The sequence below is a fragment of the Streptomyces sp. NPDC037410 genome, assembly GCF_055602235.1.
In genome coordinates this window covers 189,228-210,613 of record NZ_JBVJWR010000011.1, presented here as the reverse complement: position 1 = coordinate 210,613, position 21,386 = coordinate 189,228, and the positions used below count along the sequence as shown (strand labels likewise).

The following is a 21,386-nucleotide window of genomic DNA, read 5'->3' as shown; positions in this document are numbered from 1 at the left end:
TGGGTGGCTCCCGGGCAGCACAACTCCGGCCCACTGCGGGGGGGGGGGGGGGGGGGGGGGGGGGGGGGGGGGGGGGGGGGGGGGGGGGGGCCCCCCCCCCCCCCCCCCGGACCGGGGGCGGAGACCGTACGTACCACGTCGGGGGAGACCTGCTCGACGTCCACGGCAACACCTTCCACGGCGACTTCACCGGCATCCGCAAGAGCACGGGCGCGGGCGCGGGCACGGCCGCGGCCACGGGGGCGGGTGAACCGGAGTGAGCGACCAGGACGACGACGCGGCGACGGGGAGCGACACCCCGGACTCCGGCCACGACCGGGACCACCGTGACGACCGGGGCGACAGGGACCACCGGGCCGACGCGCACGATCGGGGCGATCGGAGCGAACGGGGGCGCGGTGACCGCAGCGACCGGGACCGCGACCGGGACCGAGACCGAGACCGCGACCGCGACCGGGACCGAGACCGTGACGGCCACCGCGGCGACGGCTCCGGTGAACCCCCGCGCGAGGCGAACGTCTTCGCGTCCGCCGACCGGGGGCCGCTCGCCGGTGGCGACACCGGTGGTGCCGCCACCGCCCGCCGCGCCCTGCGCACCTGGGCGAGCACGGCCGGCGACCGCCACACCAGCGTCCAGGGCGACGGGACGTTCTTCGAGGGCAACCAGTTCTTCTCCGTGTACGGCTTCGGCGACGCCTCGCGCTTCGTCCGGGGACCCGTACCGCCCGAGACGCTCGCCCATCTCGCCCAGGTGTACTGCGAGATCGCCGGCTACCAGCGGATGAAGGAACGGCTCCGCGAGAACCGGGTCCTCGTCCTGTGCGGAGAGCCCGGCAGCGGCCGCAAGGCCACCGCGCTCGCCCTCCTCGACGAGGTCACCGGCGGCAAGGTCTTCCGCCTCGACCCCCGTCACGGCGTCGACGAGATCACCGGCGAGGCCCTCCAGGAGGGCGGCGGGCACCTCATGGAGCTGCTCACGGAGGACAGCCGGACCGAGAACGAGGCACCGCGCGACGGCGCCGCCGCCCCTGCCCGCCGCCCCGCCACCCGCCTCTCCGAACTGCACCTGGACCGCTTCGGGGAGCTGCTCCGCAGCCGGGACGCGTACGGGATCGTCCTGGTCGAGAGCGGCGAGCCGGCCGACCGGCTGCTGCGCGGACGGTACGGGATGTACTGCGCGCCGCCGCCCGCCGGCGAGGTCCTCCGGAGGCATCTCCGGGAACGGCTGCGCGGCGAGCCCGCCGAGGCCCTCGGCGCCGCGCGGGCGCTCGCCGCGCGCCCCGACGTCGTCCGGGCGCTCGGCCTGGAGGAGCTGCGGCCCCGCGAGGCCGCCCGCCTCGCCGAGCACCTCGCCCGGCACTGGCGCGGGGAGATGACGGACGATCAACTCCTGGCGGAGTGCGCCGGGTTCGTGACGGCACAGGCCCGCGAGTGGTTCGCGGGCGCCGACCGGCCCGGTGTGCTCCCCGAGGCGCTCCCCGCCCTGAACGCCGGGGCGTTCCGGATCGCCGTCGCCGTGTTCGACGGTTCCGCCTACAGCCTCGCCGCCGAGGCCGCCGAACTCCTCTCCTGGGAACTCGCCGTCACCCTCGACCCCGGACAGGCCCCCGGGCGGCGCCTGTTCGGCGCGCACGCCGAGCACCGGCCGACGCGCGCGCGGGCCGTCCTGGAGGACGGCGAACTGGACCTCGGCCCGGCGAAGGTGCCGGTACGGGCCGTGCGCTTCCGGGGCGAGGCCCTGGCCGCCGCCGTCCTCGGGGAGATCTGGCACGGCTACCACAACGTCCGCGGTCCGGTGGCGCGCTGGCTGCGCGCCCTCTGCGACGACCCGCGCGCCGAGGTGTGGGTGCGGGCCTCCGTCGCCGCGGGGGTGCTCTGCTCCTGGGACTGGATCCACGGCTTCCGGGAGCTGATCGTCCCCCTCGCCGTGACGGACGCCCCCGTCACCCGCCTCGCGGCCGCGACCGCGCTCGCCGAGTCCGCGCGCGATCCCCGGATCAGGCCGGCCGTCGCCTCCGTACTGAAGGACTGGGCGGTCGCCGAGGACTCCACGCTCGTCGCGACGGCCCTCCTCGCGCACGGCTTCGTCCTGGCCGCCGGGGACGTGCCCGGCTCCCTCGACGCCCTCGCCCGGGTCGTCAGGGCGTGCGAGCCCGCCGACGGCGACGTGCTCGTGCCCGCCTCCTTCAGCACCGCCCGGCTGCTCGCCTCCGGAGAACCGGAGCCCGTCCTCCGACGGCTCCGCCGGTGGCTGGAGGACGGCCGGCTCAACCTCGCCAACCTGGTCCACCTCACCGTCATCCGTGCGCTGAGCACCAGGACCACCCACCTGTGGGCGCTGCGCGACGTGCCCGAACTCGACGAGCACGCGGCAAGGCCCCTGCTCGTCGCCCTGCTCGCGACCCGGCCCGGGCTCGCGTCCGAACTCGCGTGGCTGCTGCGGCACACCCTCGCCACGGCCCGCTCGGGAGAGGCCGCCCTCGAAGCCCTCGGCGGCCTGCTCCGGCGCGCCGCGAAGGACCCCGAGGCGCTCGGGCACGTCTGCGCCTTCCTGCCCCGCCTCGCGGTCGACCGCCGCGACCGGGACCGGCTCAGGGGACTGCTGAACGAACTCGTCCGGGACCGTGACCGGCCCCTGGACAAGAGCGCGGCGCGCCGGATGTGGGACGCCGTGAAGGAAGGAGCGAACCGATGACCGGGCCCGAGCAGAACAGGAACGCGCGGCCGGACGAGCGCGCCCGCTGGGACGACCGGGACCCCGACGACCGGGAGCGGTACGAGGGACGCGACGGCCGGGAACGGCAGCGCTACGAGGGACAGGGCCGACAGGAGCGGCAGCGGTACGAAGAGCAGCGCGACCGCCGGCCGTACGAGGGCCAGAACGGCGGACAGCACTCCGGCGGCCGCGACGGGGACGAGGACCTCGACCTCGACCTCGACCGCGCGCGGGAAGACGAGGAGCAGCCGCGGGACCCGGGGCGGCAGCGCCCGGCGGCCGACGGCCGGTCCGCGGCCTCCGGACGGCCGCGCGGCCCGCTCATCGGCGAGTACGCGCCCCCGTACCGCCGCCGCAGCGGCCGGGTCGCGGCCGTGCTGCTCTACCGCAACGGCGGCCACCGGGTGGTCTGGCCGGACCGCACCGAGGACGTCGACAAGCCCATGTTCGGCTCCCCGTACACCGTCTTCGAGGTACGGCTCGGCCGCAACGTCACCGAGTTCCGGCTCCAGCTGCCCGCCGCCGGCGACGGCGTCTTCTTCGAGGCCGTCGCGAAGGTCCAGTGGGTGGTGACCGACCCGCACCTCGTCGTCCAGGAACAGGTCGAGGACGTCGCCGAGCTGCTCCACGACGAACTGCTCGACGGGCTGCGCAGGCTCTCCCGGCGCTTCCGGATCACCGAGGCGCAGCGCGCCGACGAGGCCGTGCGCGAGGAACTCGCCGCCGGGCGCCTCAGCTTCGGCCGGGACATCGGGCTGCGGACCCGGGTCCTCGTCTTCATCGACCTCGACGACTCCGTCAAGGCCGAGGTCTCCCGGCGCGACCGGGTCGGCGTCACCATGGAGGCCGACGAGCGGGTCGCCGAGGCCGAGCGGCGCAGGGAGGCGGCCGACCGCGCGCTGGTCGCCGAGCGCGCCCGCGAGATGGAGGCCCTCTTCCGGCGCGGCGACCTGGCGCAGATCGCCCACCACATGGCGATGAACCCCGACAAGCAGTGGGAGATCCGCACCCAGCTCCAGCGGGAGCGGCGCGAGGGCCAGGACGACTACCTGCGGGTCTTCAACCGGCTCCTGGACACCGGTGTCCTGGAGCGGCACGACATCGGCGAGCAGATGTACCAGGTCCTCATGTACCTGCGGTCCCAGACCGGCACCGTCCTCGGCGGCATCACCGACCGGGTCCTCAATCCCTCCGGAGACCGCTCGGGCGACCGCTCGGGCGACCGCTCGCGGGGGAGGCGCGCCCTGGAGGAGGCCTCCCCGGAACCGAGCGACCCGGACTGGGACGAGGACCCCCGTGACGCCCGGCGCGGACGCGGTGACGAGGAGCACGGCCCGGCCCCGCGCGACCCCCGGGTCTACGAGCCGACCCGCGTCGAGTCGGGCTCCGAACGGGAGCGGGAACGCGAACGGGAGCGCGAGCGGGGAAGGTCGCGGGGCCGCCGGGACGACGGCTTCGACGACGGCCGCGACCGGTACGAGCCCGACGCGTACGACCGGAACGACCGGTACGACCGCGACGACCCGTACGACCGCGAGCGCCGCGACCGGCCGCGCAGGACCTCACGGCCCGCCCGGCCCAGCTCCGACTTCGACGACTGGGACGACGAATGAGCACGCCGAACCAGGCCCCCGCGCCCGCGCCCGCGCCCGCCCCCGTACCGCCCGCGGAGATGCGGTACATGGCCGAGCGGCTCCTCTCCACCGTGCGGGAGGACATCGGCCGGGCCGACACCAAGGCCGCGATCCTGCTGTCCGGCGCCCTCGCCTTCCTCGCGGTCGTGTTCTCCGGCGACCGCGCCCCGCTGCCCACCACCGGCACCGGGCTCGCGTTCCTCCTCGCGGCGGGCGCGCTGTGGACGGCCGGGGTCCTGATGCTCGTCTCGGTGGTGCTGCCGCGCACCCGGATCGGCGCGGACCGCACGTTCCTGCGCGAGCTGACGGCCGGTCCGTCCGCGGCCGCGCTGCGGGAGCAGCTCGGCGCGTCCGGCGCGGACGCCACCGACTGGCTCCTCGAACAGGCCGGCGTGCACGGGCTCGTGCTCGCGGCGAAGTACCGGTGGCTGCGCCTGGGCGTGACCGCGCTCGCGCTCGGCGCCCTCCTGGCCCTCTTCAGCGAACTGTGGTGAGAGAGACGATGCACTGGACCAACAAGGGGAGCGCCCTGCTCCTCGCCGGGGTGCTCCTCGCGCTCCCCGGCCCGCTCACGGCTCCCGCGGCCGCCACCGGTGCCGCGGGCGTGACGCGTACGGCCGCGGAGCCCGCCGAGGGCCCCGATCCGCTCGACTTCGCCGTCGTCGTCGACCAGTCGGCGAGCCTGGCCGAGAAGGACCTCGCGCGCGAGACGGAGGCGGCCGCGCTGCTCAGCCAGGGCGAGATATCGGAGCGTTCCCGGGCCGCCGTCATCGGCTTCGGCAGCTCCGAGAAGGCCGGCCAGTCGCCGGTGCGCGAGGTCTGCCCGCTGACCGTCGCCGACGCGGCCGGCCGCGAGCGGCTCAGCGCGTGCGTCCAGCAGCTCGGCCGCCGTGACACCGCCCGCATGGGCCCCGGCACCGACTTCCCGGCCGCCATCCGGCAGGCCGTCACCCGCCTCACCACGGCCGGCGGGGCGAAGACCCCGCCCGTGCCCAAGGTCGTCTTCCTGCTCACCGACGGCAAGCTGGACGTCGCCGACAGCCCCGAGTACGGCACCGACCGGGACACCCGCCAGTCCAACGGGGCGCGGCGGCTCACCGAGGAGCTCGCCCGCGCCCGGGCGGCCGGCGTGCAGATCTGGCCGCTCGGCTTCGGCAGCGAGATCGACCGCTCCGCGCTCACCGCGATGGCCGAGGGCGGCTACCGGGGCGCCTGCTCCGACATCCCCGGCTCCGTCCCCCGCATGCGGGTCGTCGGCGGCTCCGCCGAGATCGACAAGGCGCTCCAGGAGACCTTCGCCGCCGCCCGCTGCGCCCGGATCGCCGAGGGCACCGTCGGGAAGCCGCCGGCCGACCTGACCGTGACCATCCCGCCCATCGCCACCGACGGCTCCCTCACCGTCGCCAAGCACGACCCGAAGGTACGGGTCACCTACTACGACCCGGCGGGCCGCAAGGTGCCCGTGCGGGGCGAGTTCGACGGCTCGACGTTCGAGGTGAGCGGCCAGGACGGGCCGGTCGAGGCGCTGCGCGTGAAGGACCCGCTGCCCGGCCGCTGGCGCGTGCACATCGAGGCGCCGGAGGGCCACCGGGACCGGGAGGTCGCCGTCCGCGCCATCTGGCAGGGCCGCCTCCGCTCCGACGTCACCCTCGACCCGGCGTCCCCGCGCGCGGGCGAGAAGGTCACCGTGCAGGTGCGGATGCAGACCCGGCGCGGGGTCGTCATCACCGATCCGCGGCAGCTGGCCGGTCTCACGGCCTCCGCCGAGGTCGCCGGCGCGGGCTTCCAGCCCTTCACCTTCCGGCTCGCCGACGACGGGCAGGCGCCCGACCGGAAGGCCGGGGACGTCCGCTTCACCGGCACGTTCACCCTGCCCGCCGGGGCCACCGGCGACCTGGAGCTCGTCACGCGGATGGCGGCGCCCGGCATCACCTCCGACCGGCGCCCGGTGCACGCCCGGCGCGGCGCGGACGTGCCGGTGCTGACCGCGGGGCTCGTCGTCGACCGCGCCACCGTGCACCCGGGCGACACCGTCCGCGGCACCCTCGACGTCACCAACAACGACTCCGCCCCGCACACCCTGCGGCTCGCCCTCCAGGACCAGGCGCCCGGCGCCGAGCTCACCGTCGCCCCGACCTCCGTCACGGCGGCCGCGGGCAAGACCACCAGCATCCCCTTCACGGTGACCGTCGCGCCCGGCACGGCCCTCGGCGAACTCGGCGGGCAGGTCGCGGCCGTGGACACCGGTGACGGCGACACCGTCCTCGACACCGCCTTCCTCGACGTCCTCGTCGTGGCGCCGCCCACCTGGTGGGACCGCTGGTGGAAGGCCGTCATCGGCGGCGCCGTCGCCCTCCTCGTCCTCGGCACCCTCGTCGGGATCCGGATCCTCGCCGGGATCCGCCGGCGCGACCTCACCGGGACCACCCTCGAACTGCGCGACGACGGCCGCTCCCTGTACGCGCTGACCATCCGCAGGGGGCAGAGCGAGGGCGGCACCTTCGCCTTCACCGTCGACGAGCCGTACGGGGGGCCGCCCACGCTCCGCAGCGTCCGCGGCACCGCCGCCTCCACCGCCCACGTGCTGCGCCGCACCAGCTCCGGCGAGCTGCTGCTGCGCCCCAGCGGTGGCCGCCAGGTGCCGGTCAGGGCCGGTGAGCCGATCGGTCTGGGCGAGCACGAACTCGTCGTACGGGGCGGGCGCGTGCCCACGCCGCGGAGGAGCCGTCCCCCCAGGAGGCCCGGCCCCGGCCCCGGACGCGGCGGCGGCACCGGTCCCGGCACGGACCCCGGCCCCGGCCCCGGCCCCGGCCCTGGCACGGGTCCTGGCACCGGCACCGGTTCCTCCTCCGGGGCGGGCGGGTCCGGCGGGTCCGACACCTACGACGTCAACTTCTGAACGGGCACCGAGGAGAGACGACATGAAGATCTACCAGCCCATGCTCTTCGTCGGACTCGGCGGCACCGGCGGAAAGATCGGCAGCGAGCTCGAACGACAGCTCCGCAGGGAACTCTGCGGACCCGACGGCACCGACCTCGTCGACGGCGGCCGCCGGCTGCCCTTCCAGCTGCCCGACTGCCTCCAGTTCGTCTACGCCGACTTCAGCGAGGGCGAGCTGCTCGGCTACCCCCAGTTCCGGGCCAAGGGCGCCGAGGGCGCCGCCTTCGGCCGGACCTCCCGCATGGTCCGCGACCTGCTGCCCACCGACTTCGACTCCTCGCCCGAGGTGACCCGCATGCTGCGGGTCTCCGTCCACGAGGAGACCCGGCTCTGGCTGCCGCCGCAGGCCCGCCAGCCGCGCGTCGCCCCCCTCAACAGCGGCGCCGGCCAGCTGCCGACCGTCGGACGCGCCGCGCTCTTCGCGACCATGCGCTCCGGCCTCGGCCCCGTCCTGCAGCAGCTCCGCGCGGCGATCGGCGCGATCGGGCAGGCGGCGGGCGACCTCAAGCGGGTCGGCGGCGGCCGCATCCGGGGCTGCGACGTCTTCGTCGCCTTCTCCGTCGCCGGCGGCACCGGCGCCGGCATCTTCTACGACTTCATCCACCTCATCGGGCACGAGTTCCGCAACGCCAACGTGCCCGGCGTCAAGATCTACCCCCTCGTCGTCATGCCCTCCGCCTTCCCGCCCGAGGCGGGCGGCGGCCGCGAGGCCGAACTCAACGCCGCCCGCGCCCTCGTGGACCTCTCCCGGCTCGTCGACGACCAGAACGTGCCCAACGCCCTCGACACCGTCGGCGACGTCGAGGAGCACGGCCGGCTCAGCGTCACCTACCCCAACCACGGGGTCGTCGCCCTGCGACCCGCCACGATGCAGACCGCCTTCCTCTTCTCCAAGCCGGCCGTCATCGGCGCCGAGGACCTCCGTCGCTCCATCACCGCCATGGTGATGTCGCTGATCGGCACCGAACTCGACAACGGCTCGGTGACCCGCGCGGAGGACGACTACCAGTCCTTCGCCGCCAGCTTCATCAACAGGAGCGTCGAACGCGCCACCCCGGCCCGTACCGGCATCGGCTACCGGGGCATGTCCACCAGCCTCGCCGCCTCCCTCACCGTCCCCGTCGACGACCTCGCCGAGATCGTCGCCGCCCGCCTCCTCGCCCAGGCCGTCCGCGGCATGTCCGAACGCGCCCGGCGGCCCGCCCGCGACGGACAGGACCTCGTCCGCGACCTCTTCACCCGCTCCGGCATCGGCCGCCTCTGGAGCCGCGAGGCCCCCGACGTCCCGCTGCCCGAACAACTCCCGCGCGGCAGCCGGGACATCACCCAGGAACTCCGGCAGCGGCTCAACGACATGGAGGACTCCCTCCAGCGCCTCGACGTCCACCTCTCCCGCGAGATCCCGCGCCTCACCGAGGACTTCAGGCCGGGCGGGGGCACCCGCGAACTCCTCGGCCTCATCGGCCCGTTCCAGCTCGAAACCGTCCTCGCCGGACTCCCTGGCCACCCCGACCGGGTGGCCAGGGAGGGCTTCACCGGCATGCTCGACAACCGGCGCAACGACCCCGAACGGCCGCCGAACGTCCAGACCGCCGCCCCCAACATCCCCCACATCAAGCGCAGCGTCGGCGGAGTCGTACCCGCCCGGTGGACCGACCCCGACGTCCAGGACACCCTCGCCGCCCAGCAGGCCTGGTACCAGTGGCGGGCCCGCGTCCTCTGGCACCGCGGCTGGCAGGCCGGCGAGACCCAGTGGCGGCCCTCCCTCAACCGCGTCACCGCCGAGGTCGCCGAACTCACCAAGGCGCTCCGCGCCCACGAACAGGACGAGTCCAAGTCCTTCGCCGACCGCCGCCGCGAGCTCTACCGCGACGACCGCGCGGGCATCGCCTATCTGCTGCCCCCGCAGAACACCCTGCGCGCCTTCTACGACGACGTCGTCGACCGCCTCGCCCAGAGCATGGGCCTCCCCGAGACCACCGACGCCGCGACCCTCCTCGACCGGCTCGTCGGGCCCGACGACTGGCGGCGCGCCCTCGACGCGGTCCTCCGCCCCGGGGCGGCCGTGAAGGAGATCAAGCAGGTCGTCGAGCGGCGGGTCAAGCGCCTGTTCGGCGAGGCCAACGAGGACGTCTTCGCCCGCCCCCTGCTGCCCTCCATGGAACTCCTGCTCCGCGCCGCCGCGGGCGACGAGACCGCCGAGGCGAAGGTCGACCCGCGCTGGCTCGACCAGTTCCGCTCCCGGCTCGCCGGACTCATCCCCGTCGGCTTCGTCCCCGACGGCAGCGGCCCGCTGAAGATCCTCATCGTGCACCCGGCGAGCGAGTCGGACGGCCGCGCCTCCGACTTCCTCGGGCAGGAACTCAACCTGCCCGCCCGGGTGGTCCCCGAATGCCGGGCCGTCGACACCGACTCCATCACCGTCGTCTTCTTCCGCAGCGGCATGAACCTCACCGACATCTCCGAGGTCCGCGGCGTCCTCAGCCTCTGGTCCGAGGCCCGCGACTCCGGCGGCGAGGACGACTTCCTGCACTGGCGCCAGCGGCTCGGCTACCAGGACGACTGGCTCGTCTCCACCGAGGAGGACCGGCAGCGCATCCTCCACCGGCTGCTCTGCGCCCTGTGGAACGGCCACATCGCCGCCGAGGGCCCGGCCGACTCGCCCCGCCTCGTCCGCATCAGCCTCCAGGACGGCGAGTCCGCGACCATGTCGCTGCGCCTGGAGGGCTTCGACGGCGCACTCTCCAGCTGGGCGGGGCTGCTGCGCGCGTACGAACGCTGGGCGCTGCTCGACGAGGGGCAGATCATCGAGCAGTTCTGCGAACGCCTCATGCGCACCCTGCCGAAGGGCCTCGCCCAGGTCCCGGCGCCCCCGTCACCGCTCTTCACCCACTTCGTCGAGCAGGTCGCCCCGCGCCAGCTCCGCCTGATCGACCGGATCGCCGCCGAGTACGGCCCGGCGGACAGCGAATGGCTGGCCCCGCTCCGCCACTTCTGGGAGGTCACCTACCCGGGCGCCCTCGCCATGCGCTTCCCGAGCGCGGCCCGCGCGACCCGGGCGAACCTCCGTGCCCTGTACGAACGGCACGCGCCGCGCCCGGGCAAGGGGCCTGGCCGGCGGCCGGGCTCCGTACCGAGGGCCCGCCACGAAGCCGGGCCGCGCGTGCCGCACGACAACGGGTACGTGAACGGAGTCCGATACGAGAACGAGGCCCCGCGCGACCCGCGTTCCGCGCAACCGCACCGGACGCCGCCCTCCCCGTCCCCGTCCCCGTCGGCCTACGAGGGGAACTGGGAGCTGGAGCCCGAGCCGGACTTCGGGCCCGAGGAGGAAGAGCGGGACGACGGGCGGCGCGAGGGGCGGTACGACGGCCGGCAGGACGGCCGGCACGAGGGGCAGTACGAAGGGGAGCACGAAGGGGAGCACGAAGGGGAGCACGAAGGGGAGCACGAAGGGGAGCACGAAGGGGAGTACGGAGGGGAGTACGGAGGGGATTACGACGAGGAGTACGCGGACGAGGCGGACTACGGCGGCGACGTCCGGTCCGCCCGGTCCGCCGACGACGAGCCGTACCGCCGCGACCGGGGCGGTGAGGCGCGGTGAGTCCACGAGTCCCTTCCGTCCTCCCTGAGCGGCCGATGCCGGGCCACGCCGTCTGCATCGACCTGCGGACGCCGACGGGCCGGGCGTACGACTCCGAGGCCGCCGTCCGCGCGGCCCTGGACGTCCCGCAGCCCGGCGGCGAGCGGCGCTTCCTCGTCGTCGACGAGGCCGACCGGCTCGTCGCCCACCAGCTGCTGTACGAGCGCCTCTCCTCGTACGGCCCCGCGCACATCGTGTGCCTGGCCGTCGGCGCCCGGGGCGAGCGGACGCTGAACCGCTCCCTCACCCTCCGCCCGCCCGCCGCCGGCGTCCTGTGGGTCTTCGACTCCACGGAGGACGGCGTCCCGGGCGAGGCCGTGCTGCGCCCGCTCGTCGACGTCCTGTCCACGCCCGAGGTCTTCGACGCCGTCCTGCGCGCGCTCGGCGAGGTGGTGCACGGCGTCGCCGTGCCCGCCGCGCGGGTCCTGGAGCACGACCTGACCGACGAGGCCAGGGCGCGCGCCTGGCGGCAGGCGGTGGAAGGCCTGGCAGGCCCTGACGTCCCCGCCGGGAACGTCTCCGCCGAGCAGGTGCCGGCCGCGCTCGCGCTCCTCCTCGACGAGGGCGTGCCGCGCTCCCTGTCCGGGCACGCCTGGCTGCCGCTCCAGGGCCGGGCGGGCGCCCGGCTCGCCGCCTGCGACGCGGCGGTCGGGGAGGCCGTCGACGGCTACCACCGGGTCCGGGGCCCGGCCGGGCTCCTCACCGGGGCGGGCCGGGGCGGCGACCTGCCGGGGGACGTCGAGCGGGTGGCGGACGAGCTCGACCGGTTCCGTACCGCCGTCGCGGACGCGTTCGGCGCGGCGGGCGGCACCCGGCTCACCGCCGAGCACCGGGGCGTGCTGCGCGAGCGGGGGATCGAACTCCCGGAACTGCCGCGGGAGATCTCGCGGGCCGGGATCGTCCCGGCGCTGCGCGACCTCACGCACGACCTGATCGGCAAGGGACTGCCGCTGCGCTCCGTCGCGGCGCGGCTCTCCGCGCTGTCCGCGCGCACCGCGCCCGTGGGCAGCGCGGCCCGGCTCGCCCGGCTCGACGCGATCTGCGGCCGCGAGCGGCTGCGGCGGCTCGGCGCCTCGTACCCCTTCACCGCGGGCGGTTCGCGGCCCGTGGCCTTCGCCGTGACCGGGCTCCTGGCGCTGCTCGCCGGCCTCTGGCCGCTGCTCGGCTGGGTCCTCGGTCCGGCCGTCGGCGTCCTCGCCGCCGGGCTCGCCCATCTGATGCTGCGGCGCAGGCCCAACCGCTCGCCCGACGGGCGGATCGACGGCGGCGGTGCCACGGGAGCCGCGCCCCGGCTCTTCGGCGGACTCCTCGGCGGTCTCGTCGGGGCGGGCCTCGGCCAGTTCCTCGGCCTGCCCGTCTGGGCGGGGGCGGTGGCCGCGACCGTGGCCGTGGCGGCCGTCGTGCTGCTCGCGCTGCGGGACTGGACCCGGGCCGTGGACGACTGGTGGGCCCGCGCGGACCCGGAGGAGGCCTGGCGGATCCTGCGGGAGATCCAGGACCTCGTGGTCACGACCGCCGTGCACGACTGGCTCTTCGCCGAGGTACGGCACCACTGCTCGGCCGGGGCGGGAGCCGTCGCCGGACTGCTCCGGGGCCTCGCGGAGACCGCCGACACGCACGGACAGCCGCGCCCGGCGCGCAAGGACCACCACCCGGAGGCCGAACCGGCGCAGGGCCGGGAGACGGGTGCGGCGTCGTGGAGCTGGGAGGACTGGCGGGACGACGCGGACGACTGGGGGGAGACGGCGGAGGCCTGGGGCGACGGGGCGGAGGACGACCTCTGGACCGAAGCGCCGGGCGCGTCTCCGGCGTCCGACCGGTGGTCCGAGGTGCCGGGCGCGTCTCCGGCGTCCGACCGGTGGTCCGAAGCGCCGGGCGCATCCCCGGCGGCCGACCCGTGGTCCGCACCACCGGGCGAGTCCCGGGCGGCCGAACCCGCCGCTTCTCCGTACCCCTCTCCCTCCGGCTCCTTCGACCGCGACCCCGGGGTCTTGGCCGCAGGGCCGCTGTCCGGCCCCGCGCCCGGCTGGCTGGAGCGGCGGTACGGGGACGGGGGCCCCGCGCTCGTCGACACCCTCGTCGGCGACCTGGTCGCCGGGACCGTCCTGATCCTCGACCGCTGCTGGGCGGGCATCGAGCGCGACCCGGGCGGCCTCGCGCGGGCCGGCCACGAGCAGCGGCTCGCGGAGCTCCTGGACGAGACCCGGCTCCGCCTGGAGCGGGACGTGGCCGCCTCGCCGCCGCCCCGGTACGAGGGGCTCCGCGACCCCGACGCGCTCACCTCCCTCGCGGCGTTCACCGACCGTTCCGACCGGCCCGACGCGGCCCGGCTCACCGGGGTCGCCGCCGACGCGGTGGCCCGGCTGCTCCTGGCGGAGGACGACCCCGGCCGTACGGTCGTGCTGTGCGGCCCCGAGCACCTGCGGCTGCTGTCCCACGACCCGCACGCCGCCCGGCAGGTCCGCTTCGTGCCCGAGGCGATGCGGCGCGGCGCCGCCGGGGACGACATCTGGCGGGGCACCGCCGAGGACGTCGTGTGGACCGGCGCGGGACGCCACGCCGGAATCCTCCGTCTCGTACCGCTGCGCGCGGACGTCGTGCACACCGTCCGCGCCGAGGAGGCGGGAGAACCGTGACCGACCCGAACCATCCGAACCATCAGAACCACCCGAACCATCCGAGCGACCCGAGTCGTCCGACGGGCCCGGCGCACATGGACCAGTCCTTCGGGCCGGACCAGCCGCCCGGCCCGGACCACTCGGGCGACCCGAACCAGCCGCTCGGTCCCGAGCACCCCGACCACCTGAGCGAGCCGACCACGCCGACCCATCCGTACTACCAGGAGCTGGAGTTCCTCACCCCCCGGGAGGTGCCGGCGCGTTTCACCGTGCGCTACGGCGAGGACCGCCGGCCGCCCGGCCGTCCCGGCGTCCTCGCCCGCCGGGCGGTCCTCGGCGCGGGCTCGCCCGTCCTCCAGTACCGGCTCGCGTCGTCCGCGCAGGGCGACCCGCGGGCGTACGCCCTCCTGGAGCGGGAGGTGGAGGCCGCCGTCGCCCTCGAACGGCGCTACGGCGGCGCGAAGTTCGGCGCGGTCTTCGCCAGGATCGTCGGCTTCGACCTGACCGCCCCCGAGCCCTTCGTGCTGTACCGGCCGCCGGCCGGCCGCCCGCTGTCCGAGTGGGCCGGGCGCCTCGGCGCCGAGGACCAGGAGCGCGTCACCGGCCAACTCGCCATGGCCGTACGGCTCCTGGCCGAGGCCGGTTTCGTGCACCGGGCCGTCGCGCCCGACACCGTACGGTGGGACGGCGCCCGGATCCGGCTCTGCGAACCGTACGCGGCGCAGCGCGCCGGGGAGGCCCGCGAGCCCTTCGGCGGCGCCCCCTGGGCCTCGCCCGAGCAGCGCGCGGGCCACGGAACCGCCGACCCGCGCGACGACCTGTGGTCCGTCGCCGAACTCGCCTACTACCTGCTCGCCGGCCGCCCCGACCGGGGCGAGGGACCCCCGGCCGACCTCGGCGACTACCGGCGGCTCGCCGCCCTGGGGCAGAGCGGGTTCTTCGCCGCGCGCGCGGCGGACCGGCCCCGGCCGGACGAGCTGCTGCGGCTCCTGCACGTCCCCGACCCGCTCGCCTCCGGCACCGGGACGGCGGACCCGCTCGACCGGTGGCGTACCGAGTACGACCGGCAGATCGCCAGGAAGCGCGCGGCCGCGGGCGGCGTCCCGCTCCCCGTGGAGGCGGAGGAACCGCCCCCGCCGTCCCCGCGCTCGCGCCCCTCCCTCCGGGACCGGATCTTCGGCGGCGGCGACTCCTTCCGGCCCGCGGCCCCCGCCGTGCCGCCCGAGCCGGCGGCGTCCCCGGCGTCGCGCAGCCGCATGTGCCCGCACTGCCTGCTCCCCGTCGAGTACGACGAACGGCTGCTCGTCACCATCGACGCCAAGGGCAACCGGATCCCGCTCGACCTCAGCGCCGAACGCCGCCCCGGCCACGTCGCGGACGCCCTGCGCAAGGCCTACCACCTGTGCCCGCACACCGCGGACGGCGACGAGGAGCACGAACTCCCCGTCCCCTACCTCACCAACGGCGAACCGCTCTCCGTCGCCCTCGTCGGCAGCTCCTCCGTCGGCAAGACCCACCTCCTCGCCGCCATGCTCGGCGAGGTCGAACTCGGCGGCCTCGAACCGTACGGACTCAAATGCAGGCCCCTCAACCCCGAAGCGCACCGCACGTTCGTGCGCGAACGGGTCCAGAGACTCAAAGAGGGCCAGCAGCTGGGCCGGACCGGGCAGCAGACCTTCGCGCGCTTCGCCGACGGCCTGCTCGTCTCGGCGGGCGCCGCCCCGCCCCGCCCCGTCGTCTTCTTCGACCTCGCGGGCGAGGACCTCGCCCAGGACGGGGAGGTCGGCCGCTTCCTCATGGGCGTCGACGCCTTCATCTTCGTCCTCGACCCGCTGCGCGCCCTCCGGCTGCCCGGCCTCGACCCGGTGCGCGAACAGAGCGGGCTGCGGCGGCGCGACCTCGGCGACGAGGCCTTCACCACCGTCCTCAACCGCATTCCCCGGCAGCGCGGCGGCCTCGTCGCCGCGCCCGCCGCGCTCGCCGTCAACAAGAGCGACCTCGTCCGCTTCGAACCGGTCGTCGACCGCTGGCTCGGCCGGGCCCTGCCCGGCCGCCACGACCCCGAGGCGCTCCGGGCGGAGAGCCGGGACGCGTACGCGTTCCTCGCCCACCACGCCAGTGCCGCCTGGCTCAAGCCCTTCGACGACTGCGCCGACTGCACCCTGCACTTCGTCGCCGCGACCGGCGGGCAGGCGCGCGGCGACCGATTCCCGCACGGGGCCCGGCCGCGCCGGGTCCTCGCGCCGCTGCTGTCGCTCTTCGCCCACTGCGGGCTGCTGCCCGGGGCGGAACCTACGGAGGGGATCGTCCGATGACGCGGACGGAGAACGAGCTCGACCAGATCGTCTTCCGCTGGGACAGCGAGAACCTCAGCGGCAACACCGGGTTCGGGCCCGTCGCCTGGTCCGGGGCCCGCGACGAGACCGAGAACCTCTTCCAGGTCTCCGGCCCCGTCCTGCGGGCCGCCGGGGACGAGACCCGACCGGCCCTGATCCGGCTGCGGCGGCGCGACTACGTGATGCTCGTCCGGCGCACGCCCTTCATGGACGCCGACGGCCGTACGTCCGTGCTCTGCCACGCCCTCGTCGGTGCGCCCGCCCTCCTCAGCCCCGCCGTCTGCCTCGGGCTCCACCGCTGGGACTGGGACGGCGCCACCGCCGCGAACGCGACCCGGGCGCGGGGGCGGCTGCCGGTGGTCCCGGCGGAGGTCCTCGTCCCCGCCGCGAGCCGCCGGGGCCTGCTGGAGCTCGACCGGCTGCTTCCGTACGCCGTCGACGAACTCGTCGGCACGCTCGCGGAGTTCCTGCGGCACCCCGACGCCCTGTTCACCGTCCTCGACGAACGGGGCGACACCGCGTGCCCCGTGCTGTGGGGGCTGCACAGCATGCTCGGCGCGCTCACCAAACGCCCGTGGACCTTCGCCACCCACGACACGGTCGAACTGCCGGTGCTCCGCTTCGCGTTCGTCGGCCGCTGGTCCGGGGCGGCGAGCCGCAACACCGAACGGCGCCGCGTCGACCCGCGCGAGCGGTGCGGCGACCGGGCGGAGGAGGTCGCGGCCCGGCTCGTCCGCCACCACCTGTGGGAGCTGGAGGCGAAGGGCCGCGACCGCGTGGTCGGCAGAGCCCTCCGCACCGCCGCCACCCTCTTTGTTCCCCCCTCCTGGGAAGCGTCCACCCAACCCACCAACCGCCGAGACGCGATGGCCCCCCCCCCTTTGCCCCCCCGCGGGGGGGGGGGGGGGGGGGGGGGGGGGGGGGGGGGGGGGCCCCCCCCCGACCCCCGGAACGAGGCCGACCGGGGCACGCCGGCCGCGTGGGACGAGGAAGACAGGCCCACGCCGCGGCCCGGCGCCCACTCCGCACCGGAAGCCCCTGGCCCTTGGGACGAGACCACCTCCGCCCCGAGGGGCCGGTCCGCGCCGGACCCTCGGGAGCAGGACAGCCCCAGCCCCCGGCACCCCGGAAACCCGGACCCCCGGACCCCCGGCACCTCGGACCCCCGGACCCCCGGGACCCCGGACTCCCGCCACCCCGGCGCCTCGGACTCCCGGCAACCCGCCACCCCGGACTCCCGGTACCCCGCCACCCCGGAGCCTCAACGTCCCGAGCCGTCCGGTGCCGTGCGGCCCGACTCCGCGCGCTCGTCGTACCCGGTCTCCCCGGGGCCGTGGTCCGATGCCTCAGGACCGGCAGGTCCGGATCCGGACCGACCCGCGCCCGCCCAGGCCCGCGAGCCCGCGTCCGCGTCCGCGCCCGCCTACGTCCGTGACCCCGCGCCCGCCCAGGCCCGCGAGCCCGAGCCCGCCTACGCCCGCGAGCCCGCGTCCGCCCCGGTGACCCCGCCGCCGCCCGTGACTCCCCCCGCTCCCGTACCCGACTCCCCTCCCGTACCCGACTCCCCGCCCGCCCCCGACGTCCCGACCGCCCGGTGGCCCGCCGACGTGGCGCACGGGGGTGCCGTCGCCCACCCCCGGCCCGATCTGCCGGCCGTCGGGTCGCAGTGGACCCGGCCCGGTAAGGGGGTGCGGCGGCGGAGGCAGGGGCGGGAGGTCGAGACCTCGCTCGTGCACAAGCTGCCGACCGTGCGCAGTGTGGAGGAGGCGCGGGAGCTCGTCGTGCGGGCCGGCAGCCGGGAGCTGCTCGCGGCGTTGCGCCGGCCCCAGGCGTACGCCGTCGTCACCGTGCTGCTCCGGGAGGTCGCCCGGCGCCGGCCGTCCTGGGGCCATCCGATGCGCCGGGAGCTCTGCGAGGTGGCCATCGACAGGGGGCTGTGGGCGGTCCCGCCGCCCACCGCGCGGGACGACCCGTCCGAGCCGGCGCCGGAGCAGCGCGCGGCCAACGCCGCCGAGCTGCACCACTGGGCCGTCCGCCCGCTGCTCGCCGGCGGCGGCGCCCCGGTCGGCACCGTCGCGGAGCTGCTCGCGCGGCTCCGTACGAGCCCGGAGCCGTCCGCCCGGGAGGCGTTCTGGCTGATCGTCGACGGAGAGAGTCCCGGTCTCCCGGACGCCGTCTGGCTGACGCTCCTGAAGGAGGCGTACGGCCTGCCGCGCACCGCGCCCCGTCCGAGCTCCGCACCGGAACCGGAGCGTCCGGACGACCTCGGCAACGGCTACACCCGACGCTTCCTGCGCCGCGCCGCGCTCCTGATCGGCGGCCTGGTGGTCGCGATCATCCTGATCGGCCTGGCCAAGTGGGGCGGGTGACCCACGTCGAAAGGCGGGCCGGGCGAGCCCGGCTCCGTCAGGATGGGCGCATGGGATTCCATGTCGATTCCGAGACCGGGCGCCTGCGCCGCGTCATCCTGCACCGGCCCGATCTGGAGCTGAAGCGGCTCACCCCGTCCAACAAGGACGCCCTCCTCTTCGACGACGTGCTGTGGGTGCGCCGGGCCCGGCAGGAGCACGACGGCTTCGCGGACGTGCTGCGGGACCGGGGCGTGGAGGTGCACCTCTTCGGGGACCTGCTGCGCGAGGCCCTGGAGGTCCCGGCGGCCCGCGCGCTGGTCCTCGACCGGGTCTTCGACGAGAAGGAGTACGGGCCGCTCGCCGCGGACCACCTCCGCGAGGCCTTCGACTCGCTGGACGCCACCGCGCTCGTCGACGCGCTCGTCGGCGGCATGACGAAGCGGGAGTTCCTGGCGGTGCACCGGGAGCCGACCTCGGTCCGTTTCCACGCCCTGGACCTGGACGACTTCGTCCTCGGCCCGCTGCCGAACCACCTCTTCACCCGGGACACCTCGGCCTGGATCTACGACGGCGTGTCCATCAACGCCATGCGCTGGCCGGCCCGGCAGCGCGAGACGGTGCACTTCGAGGCGATCTACAAGCACCATCCGCTGTTCACGGGCCCGGAGGCGGGTTCCTTCCACCACTGGTCGGAGGGGCAGACGGACTATCCGTCGACGATCGAGGGCGGCGACGTCCTCGTCATCGGGAACGGCGCCGTGCTGATCGGGATGAGCGAGCGGACCACGCCTCAGGCGGTGGAGATGCTGGCGCGGAGGATGTTCGCGTCCCGTTCGGCGCGCACGCTCATCGCGCTCGACATGCCGAAGCGGCGGGCGTTCATGCACCTGGACACGGTGATGACGATGGTCGACCAGGACACGTTCACGCAGTACGCGGGGCTCGGCATGCTCCGCTCGTACACGATCGAACCGGGCGACGCGGGGCAGTCCCTCCGGGTCACCGACCATCCGCCGGAGCAGATGCACAGCGCCATCGCGGCGGCTCTGGGGCTCCAGGACATCCGGGTGCTCACGGCGACCCAGGACGTGCACGCGGCGGAGCGCGAGCAGTGGGACGACGGGTGCAACGTGCTGGCCGTGGAGCCGGGGGTGGTCGTCGCGTACGAGCGGAACGTCACGACGAACACGCATCTGCGCAAGCAGGGCATCGAGGTGATCGAGATCCCCGGCAGCGAGCTGGGCCGGGGGAGGGGCGGTCCGCGCTGCATGAGCTGCCCGGTGGAGCGGGAAGCCGCCTGAACGCGGCACGGCAGGGGAGGGGGCTGTATAGAAATGTTGATGTGCGTATACACTTCCAGGAGTCCCGACCGCCGTCCTCCCGACCCGTACCCACAGGAGCGCGTCCCATGGCCACAGACCTCATCGGCCGCCACTTCCTCAAGGAGCTGGACTTCACCGCCGAGGAGTTCCGCGGCCTGATCGCGCTCGCCGCCGAGCTCAAGGCCGCCAAGAAGGCGGGCACCGAGGTGCAGCGGCTGCGCGGCAGGAACATCGCGCTGATCTTCGAGAAGACCTCGACCCGCACCCGCTGTGCCTTCGAGGTCGCCGCCGCCGACCAGGGCGCCTCCACCACCTACCTCGACCCCTCGGGCTCCCAGATCGGCCACAAGGAGTCGGTCAAGGACACCGCGCGTGTCCTCGGCCGGATGTTCGACGGCATCGAGTACCGCGGGGACAGCCAGGCGGCGGTCGAGGAGCTCGCCGCCTTCGCGGGCGTACCCGTCTTCAACGGCCTCACCGACGACTGGCACCCCACCCAGATGCTGGCCGACGTGCTCACCATGACCGAGCACGTGGACAAGCCGGTCGACGGGATCGCCTTCGCGTACCTCGGCGACGCCCGCTTCAACATGGGCAACTCCTACCTCGTCACCGGCGCCCTGCTCGGCATGGACGTCCGGATCGTCGCCCCCGAGGCGTACTGGCCGGGCGAGGAGGTCGTCGCCGCGGCCCGCAAGCTCGCCGAGGCGAGCGGCGCCACGATCACGCTCACCGAGGACGTGCCGCAGGGCGTGGCCGGCGCGGACTTCGTCGTCACCGACGTCTGGGTGTCCATGGGCGAGCCCAAGGAGGTCTGGGACGAGCGGATCGCCGTGCTCTCCCCGTACTCCGTGACGATGGACGTGCTGCGCGCCACCGGGAACCCGGACGTCAAGTTCCTGCACTGTCTGCCCGCCTTCCACGACCTGGGCACGGCCGTCGGCCGGGACATCCACGCCCGCCACGGCCTGACCGAGCTGGAGGTCTCGGACGAGGTCTTCGAGTCGGCGCACTCGGTGGTCTTCGACGAGGCCGAGAACCGGATGCACACGATCAAGGCGGTCATGGTCGCGACGCTGGGCGCCCCGGCGGGGGAGTAGTTCCCCGCGCCCCCCTGTGGGCCCGCCCCGCGGAGGACCTGGGGCTCCCGCGCCCTCTCGCGGGCCCCGCAGCCCCGCGTACCCCGCACGGCCCCTTCGTAGCCCCCGCGCCCCCGCGTACCCCTCACGGCCCCCGCGTAGCCCCCACGGCTCCGCGGGGGCCGTGGCTCGTCAGTCCGCCCGTCGACGCCGCTGTTCCGGTATCCCGGGGAGGGTGAACCAGACCGCCTTGCCCTGCGCGGTGGGGCGGTGGCCGCAGTCGCTGCTGAGCGCCCGCATCAGGAGGAGGCCACGGCCGTGCTCCTGCCAGGGGTCGACCCCGGTCTCGGGGTCGGGGCAGACGAGCTCGCCGGGGCGGGCGGGCTGGGAGTCGTGGACCTCGATCTGACAGCCGCCGGGCGCCGAGAGGAGTGCGACGACCAGCTCGATGGGGCCGGCGCCGGCGGTGTGCTCGACGGCGTTGGCGACGAGCTCGGCGGTGAGGAGCTCCGCCGTGTCGCAGTCGGGGCGGCACCCGGCCCCGGAGGTGAGGTCGGTGAGCGCGTTGCGGACCAGGGTGCGGGCGATCGGCACGGCGGCCGTGGTGTGGGGCAGACGGACGCGCCAGGCGGTGGCGGGTCCGGTGGTGGCTTCGGGCATGTGCGGCAGGCTCCCTTCACCGAGGAGTGGGCGCTTCACCGGGAGGTGGGGCGGGACGAGTGGGGCGGGGTGGGGGAACCCAAGAC

Annotated in this window: 11 protein-coding genes; 10 read left to right on the top strand and 1 reads right to left on the bottom strand. The window is 75.5% G+C overall.

Annotation, left to right across the window (positions count from 1 at the left end):
* Positions 1 to 256 precede the first annotated feature (256 nt).
* The 10 genes from ACZ7HT_RS20390 to argF all read left to right on the top strand — a co-directional run bounded on the left by ACZ7HT_RS20390 (position 257) and on the right by argF (position 20,661).
* Positions 257 to 2,695 carry a hypothetical protein gene (locus ACZ7HT_RS20390; protein WP_471167549.1) on the top strand — a complete coding sequence of 813 codons (2,439 nt, stop codon included), beginning with the start codon at positions 257 to 259 and terminating at the stop codon, positions 2,693 to 2,695.
* On the top strand, positions 2,692 to 4,329 hold the full coding sequence (locus tag ACZ7HT_RS20385) for a hypothetical protein (RefSeq protein WP_471167546.1): 1,638 nt from the start codon (positions 2,692 to 2,694) through the stop codon (positions 4,327 to 4,329). Before ACZ7HT_RS20390 ends, ACZ7HT_RS20385 begins: the two co-directional genes overlap by 4 nt.
* On the top strand, positions 4,326 to 4,844 hold the full coding sequence (locus ACZ7HT_RS20380) for a Pycsar system effector family protein (RefSeq protein WP_471167544.1): 519 nt from the start codon (positions 4,326 to 4,328) through the stop codon (positions 4,842 to 4,844). Before ACZ7HT_RS20385 ends, ACZ7HT_RS20380 begins: the two co-directional genes overlap by 4 nt.
* An 8-nt stretch (positions 4,845 to 4,852) precedes the next feature.
* On the top strand, positions 4,853 to 7,249 hold the full coding sequence (locus tag ACZ7HT_RS20375; protein ID WP_471167542.1) for a VWA domain-containing protein: 2,397 nt from the start codon (positions 4,853 to 4,855) through the stop codon (positions 7,247 to 7,249).
* 22 nt (positions 7,250 to 7,271) lie between these two features.
* Positions 7,272 to 10,895: a tubulin-like doman-containing protein gene (locus ACZ7HT_RS20370; RefSeq protein WP_471167539.1), complete on the top strand. Its 3,624-nt coding sequence runs from the start codon at positions 7,272 to 7,274 to the stop codon at positions 10,893 to 10,895.
* A 35-nt stretch (positions 10,896 to 10,930) separates the two neighbouring features.
* Entirely contained in the window at positions 10,931 to 13,570 is a 2,640-nt protein-coding gene (locus ACZ7HT_RS20365) for a hypothetical protein (RefSeq protein WP_471167536.1), read from the top strand.
* A complete protein-coding gene (locus tag ACZ7HT_RS20360; protein WP_471167534.1) occupies positions 13,567 to 15,867 on the top strand; it encodes a hypothetical protein in 2,301 nt (766 codons plus the stop codon). The genes ACZ7HT_RS20365 and ACZ7HT_RS20360 overlap by 4 nt, the downstream gene beginning before the upstream one ends.
* Complete coding sequence (locus ACZ7HT_RS20355) at positions 15,864 to 18,257, top strand: hypothetical protein (protein WP_471167531.1); 2,394 nt, start codon at positions 15,864 to 15,866, stop codon at positions 18,255 to 18,257. The genes ACZ7HT_RS20360 and ACZ7HT_RS20355 overlap by 4 nt, the downstream gene beginning before the upstream one ends.
* Positions 18,258 to 18,307: 50 nt before the next feature.
* Positions 18,308 to 19,540: an arginine deiminase gene (locus ACZ7HT_RS20350; protein WP_471167528.1), complete on the top strand. Its 1,233-nt coding sequence runs from the start codon at positions 18,308 to 18,310 to the stop codon at positions 19,538 to 19,540.
* Between the two features lie 107 nt (positions 19,541 to 19,647).
* Positions 19,648 to 20,661 carry an ornithine carbamoyltransferase gene (argF, locus tag ACZ7HT_RS20345; RefSeq protein WP_471167525.1) on the top strand — a complete coding sequence of 338 codons (1,014 nt, stop codon included), beginning with the start codon at positions 19,648 to 19,650 and terminating at the stop codon, positions 20,659 to 20,661.
* 171 nt (positions 20,662 to 20,832) lie between these two features.
* Here argF and ACZ7HT_RS20340 read toward each other — a convergent pair whose 3' ends face one another.
* On the bottom strand, positions 20,833 to 21,300 hold the full coding sequence (locus tag ACZ7HT_RS20340) for an ATP-binding protein (RefSeq protein WP_471167522.1): 468 nt from the start codon (positions 21,298 to 21,300) through the stop codon (positions 20,833 to 20,835).
* Positions 21,301 to 21,386: the final 86 nt, after the last annotated feature.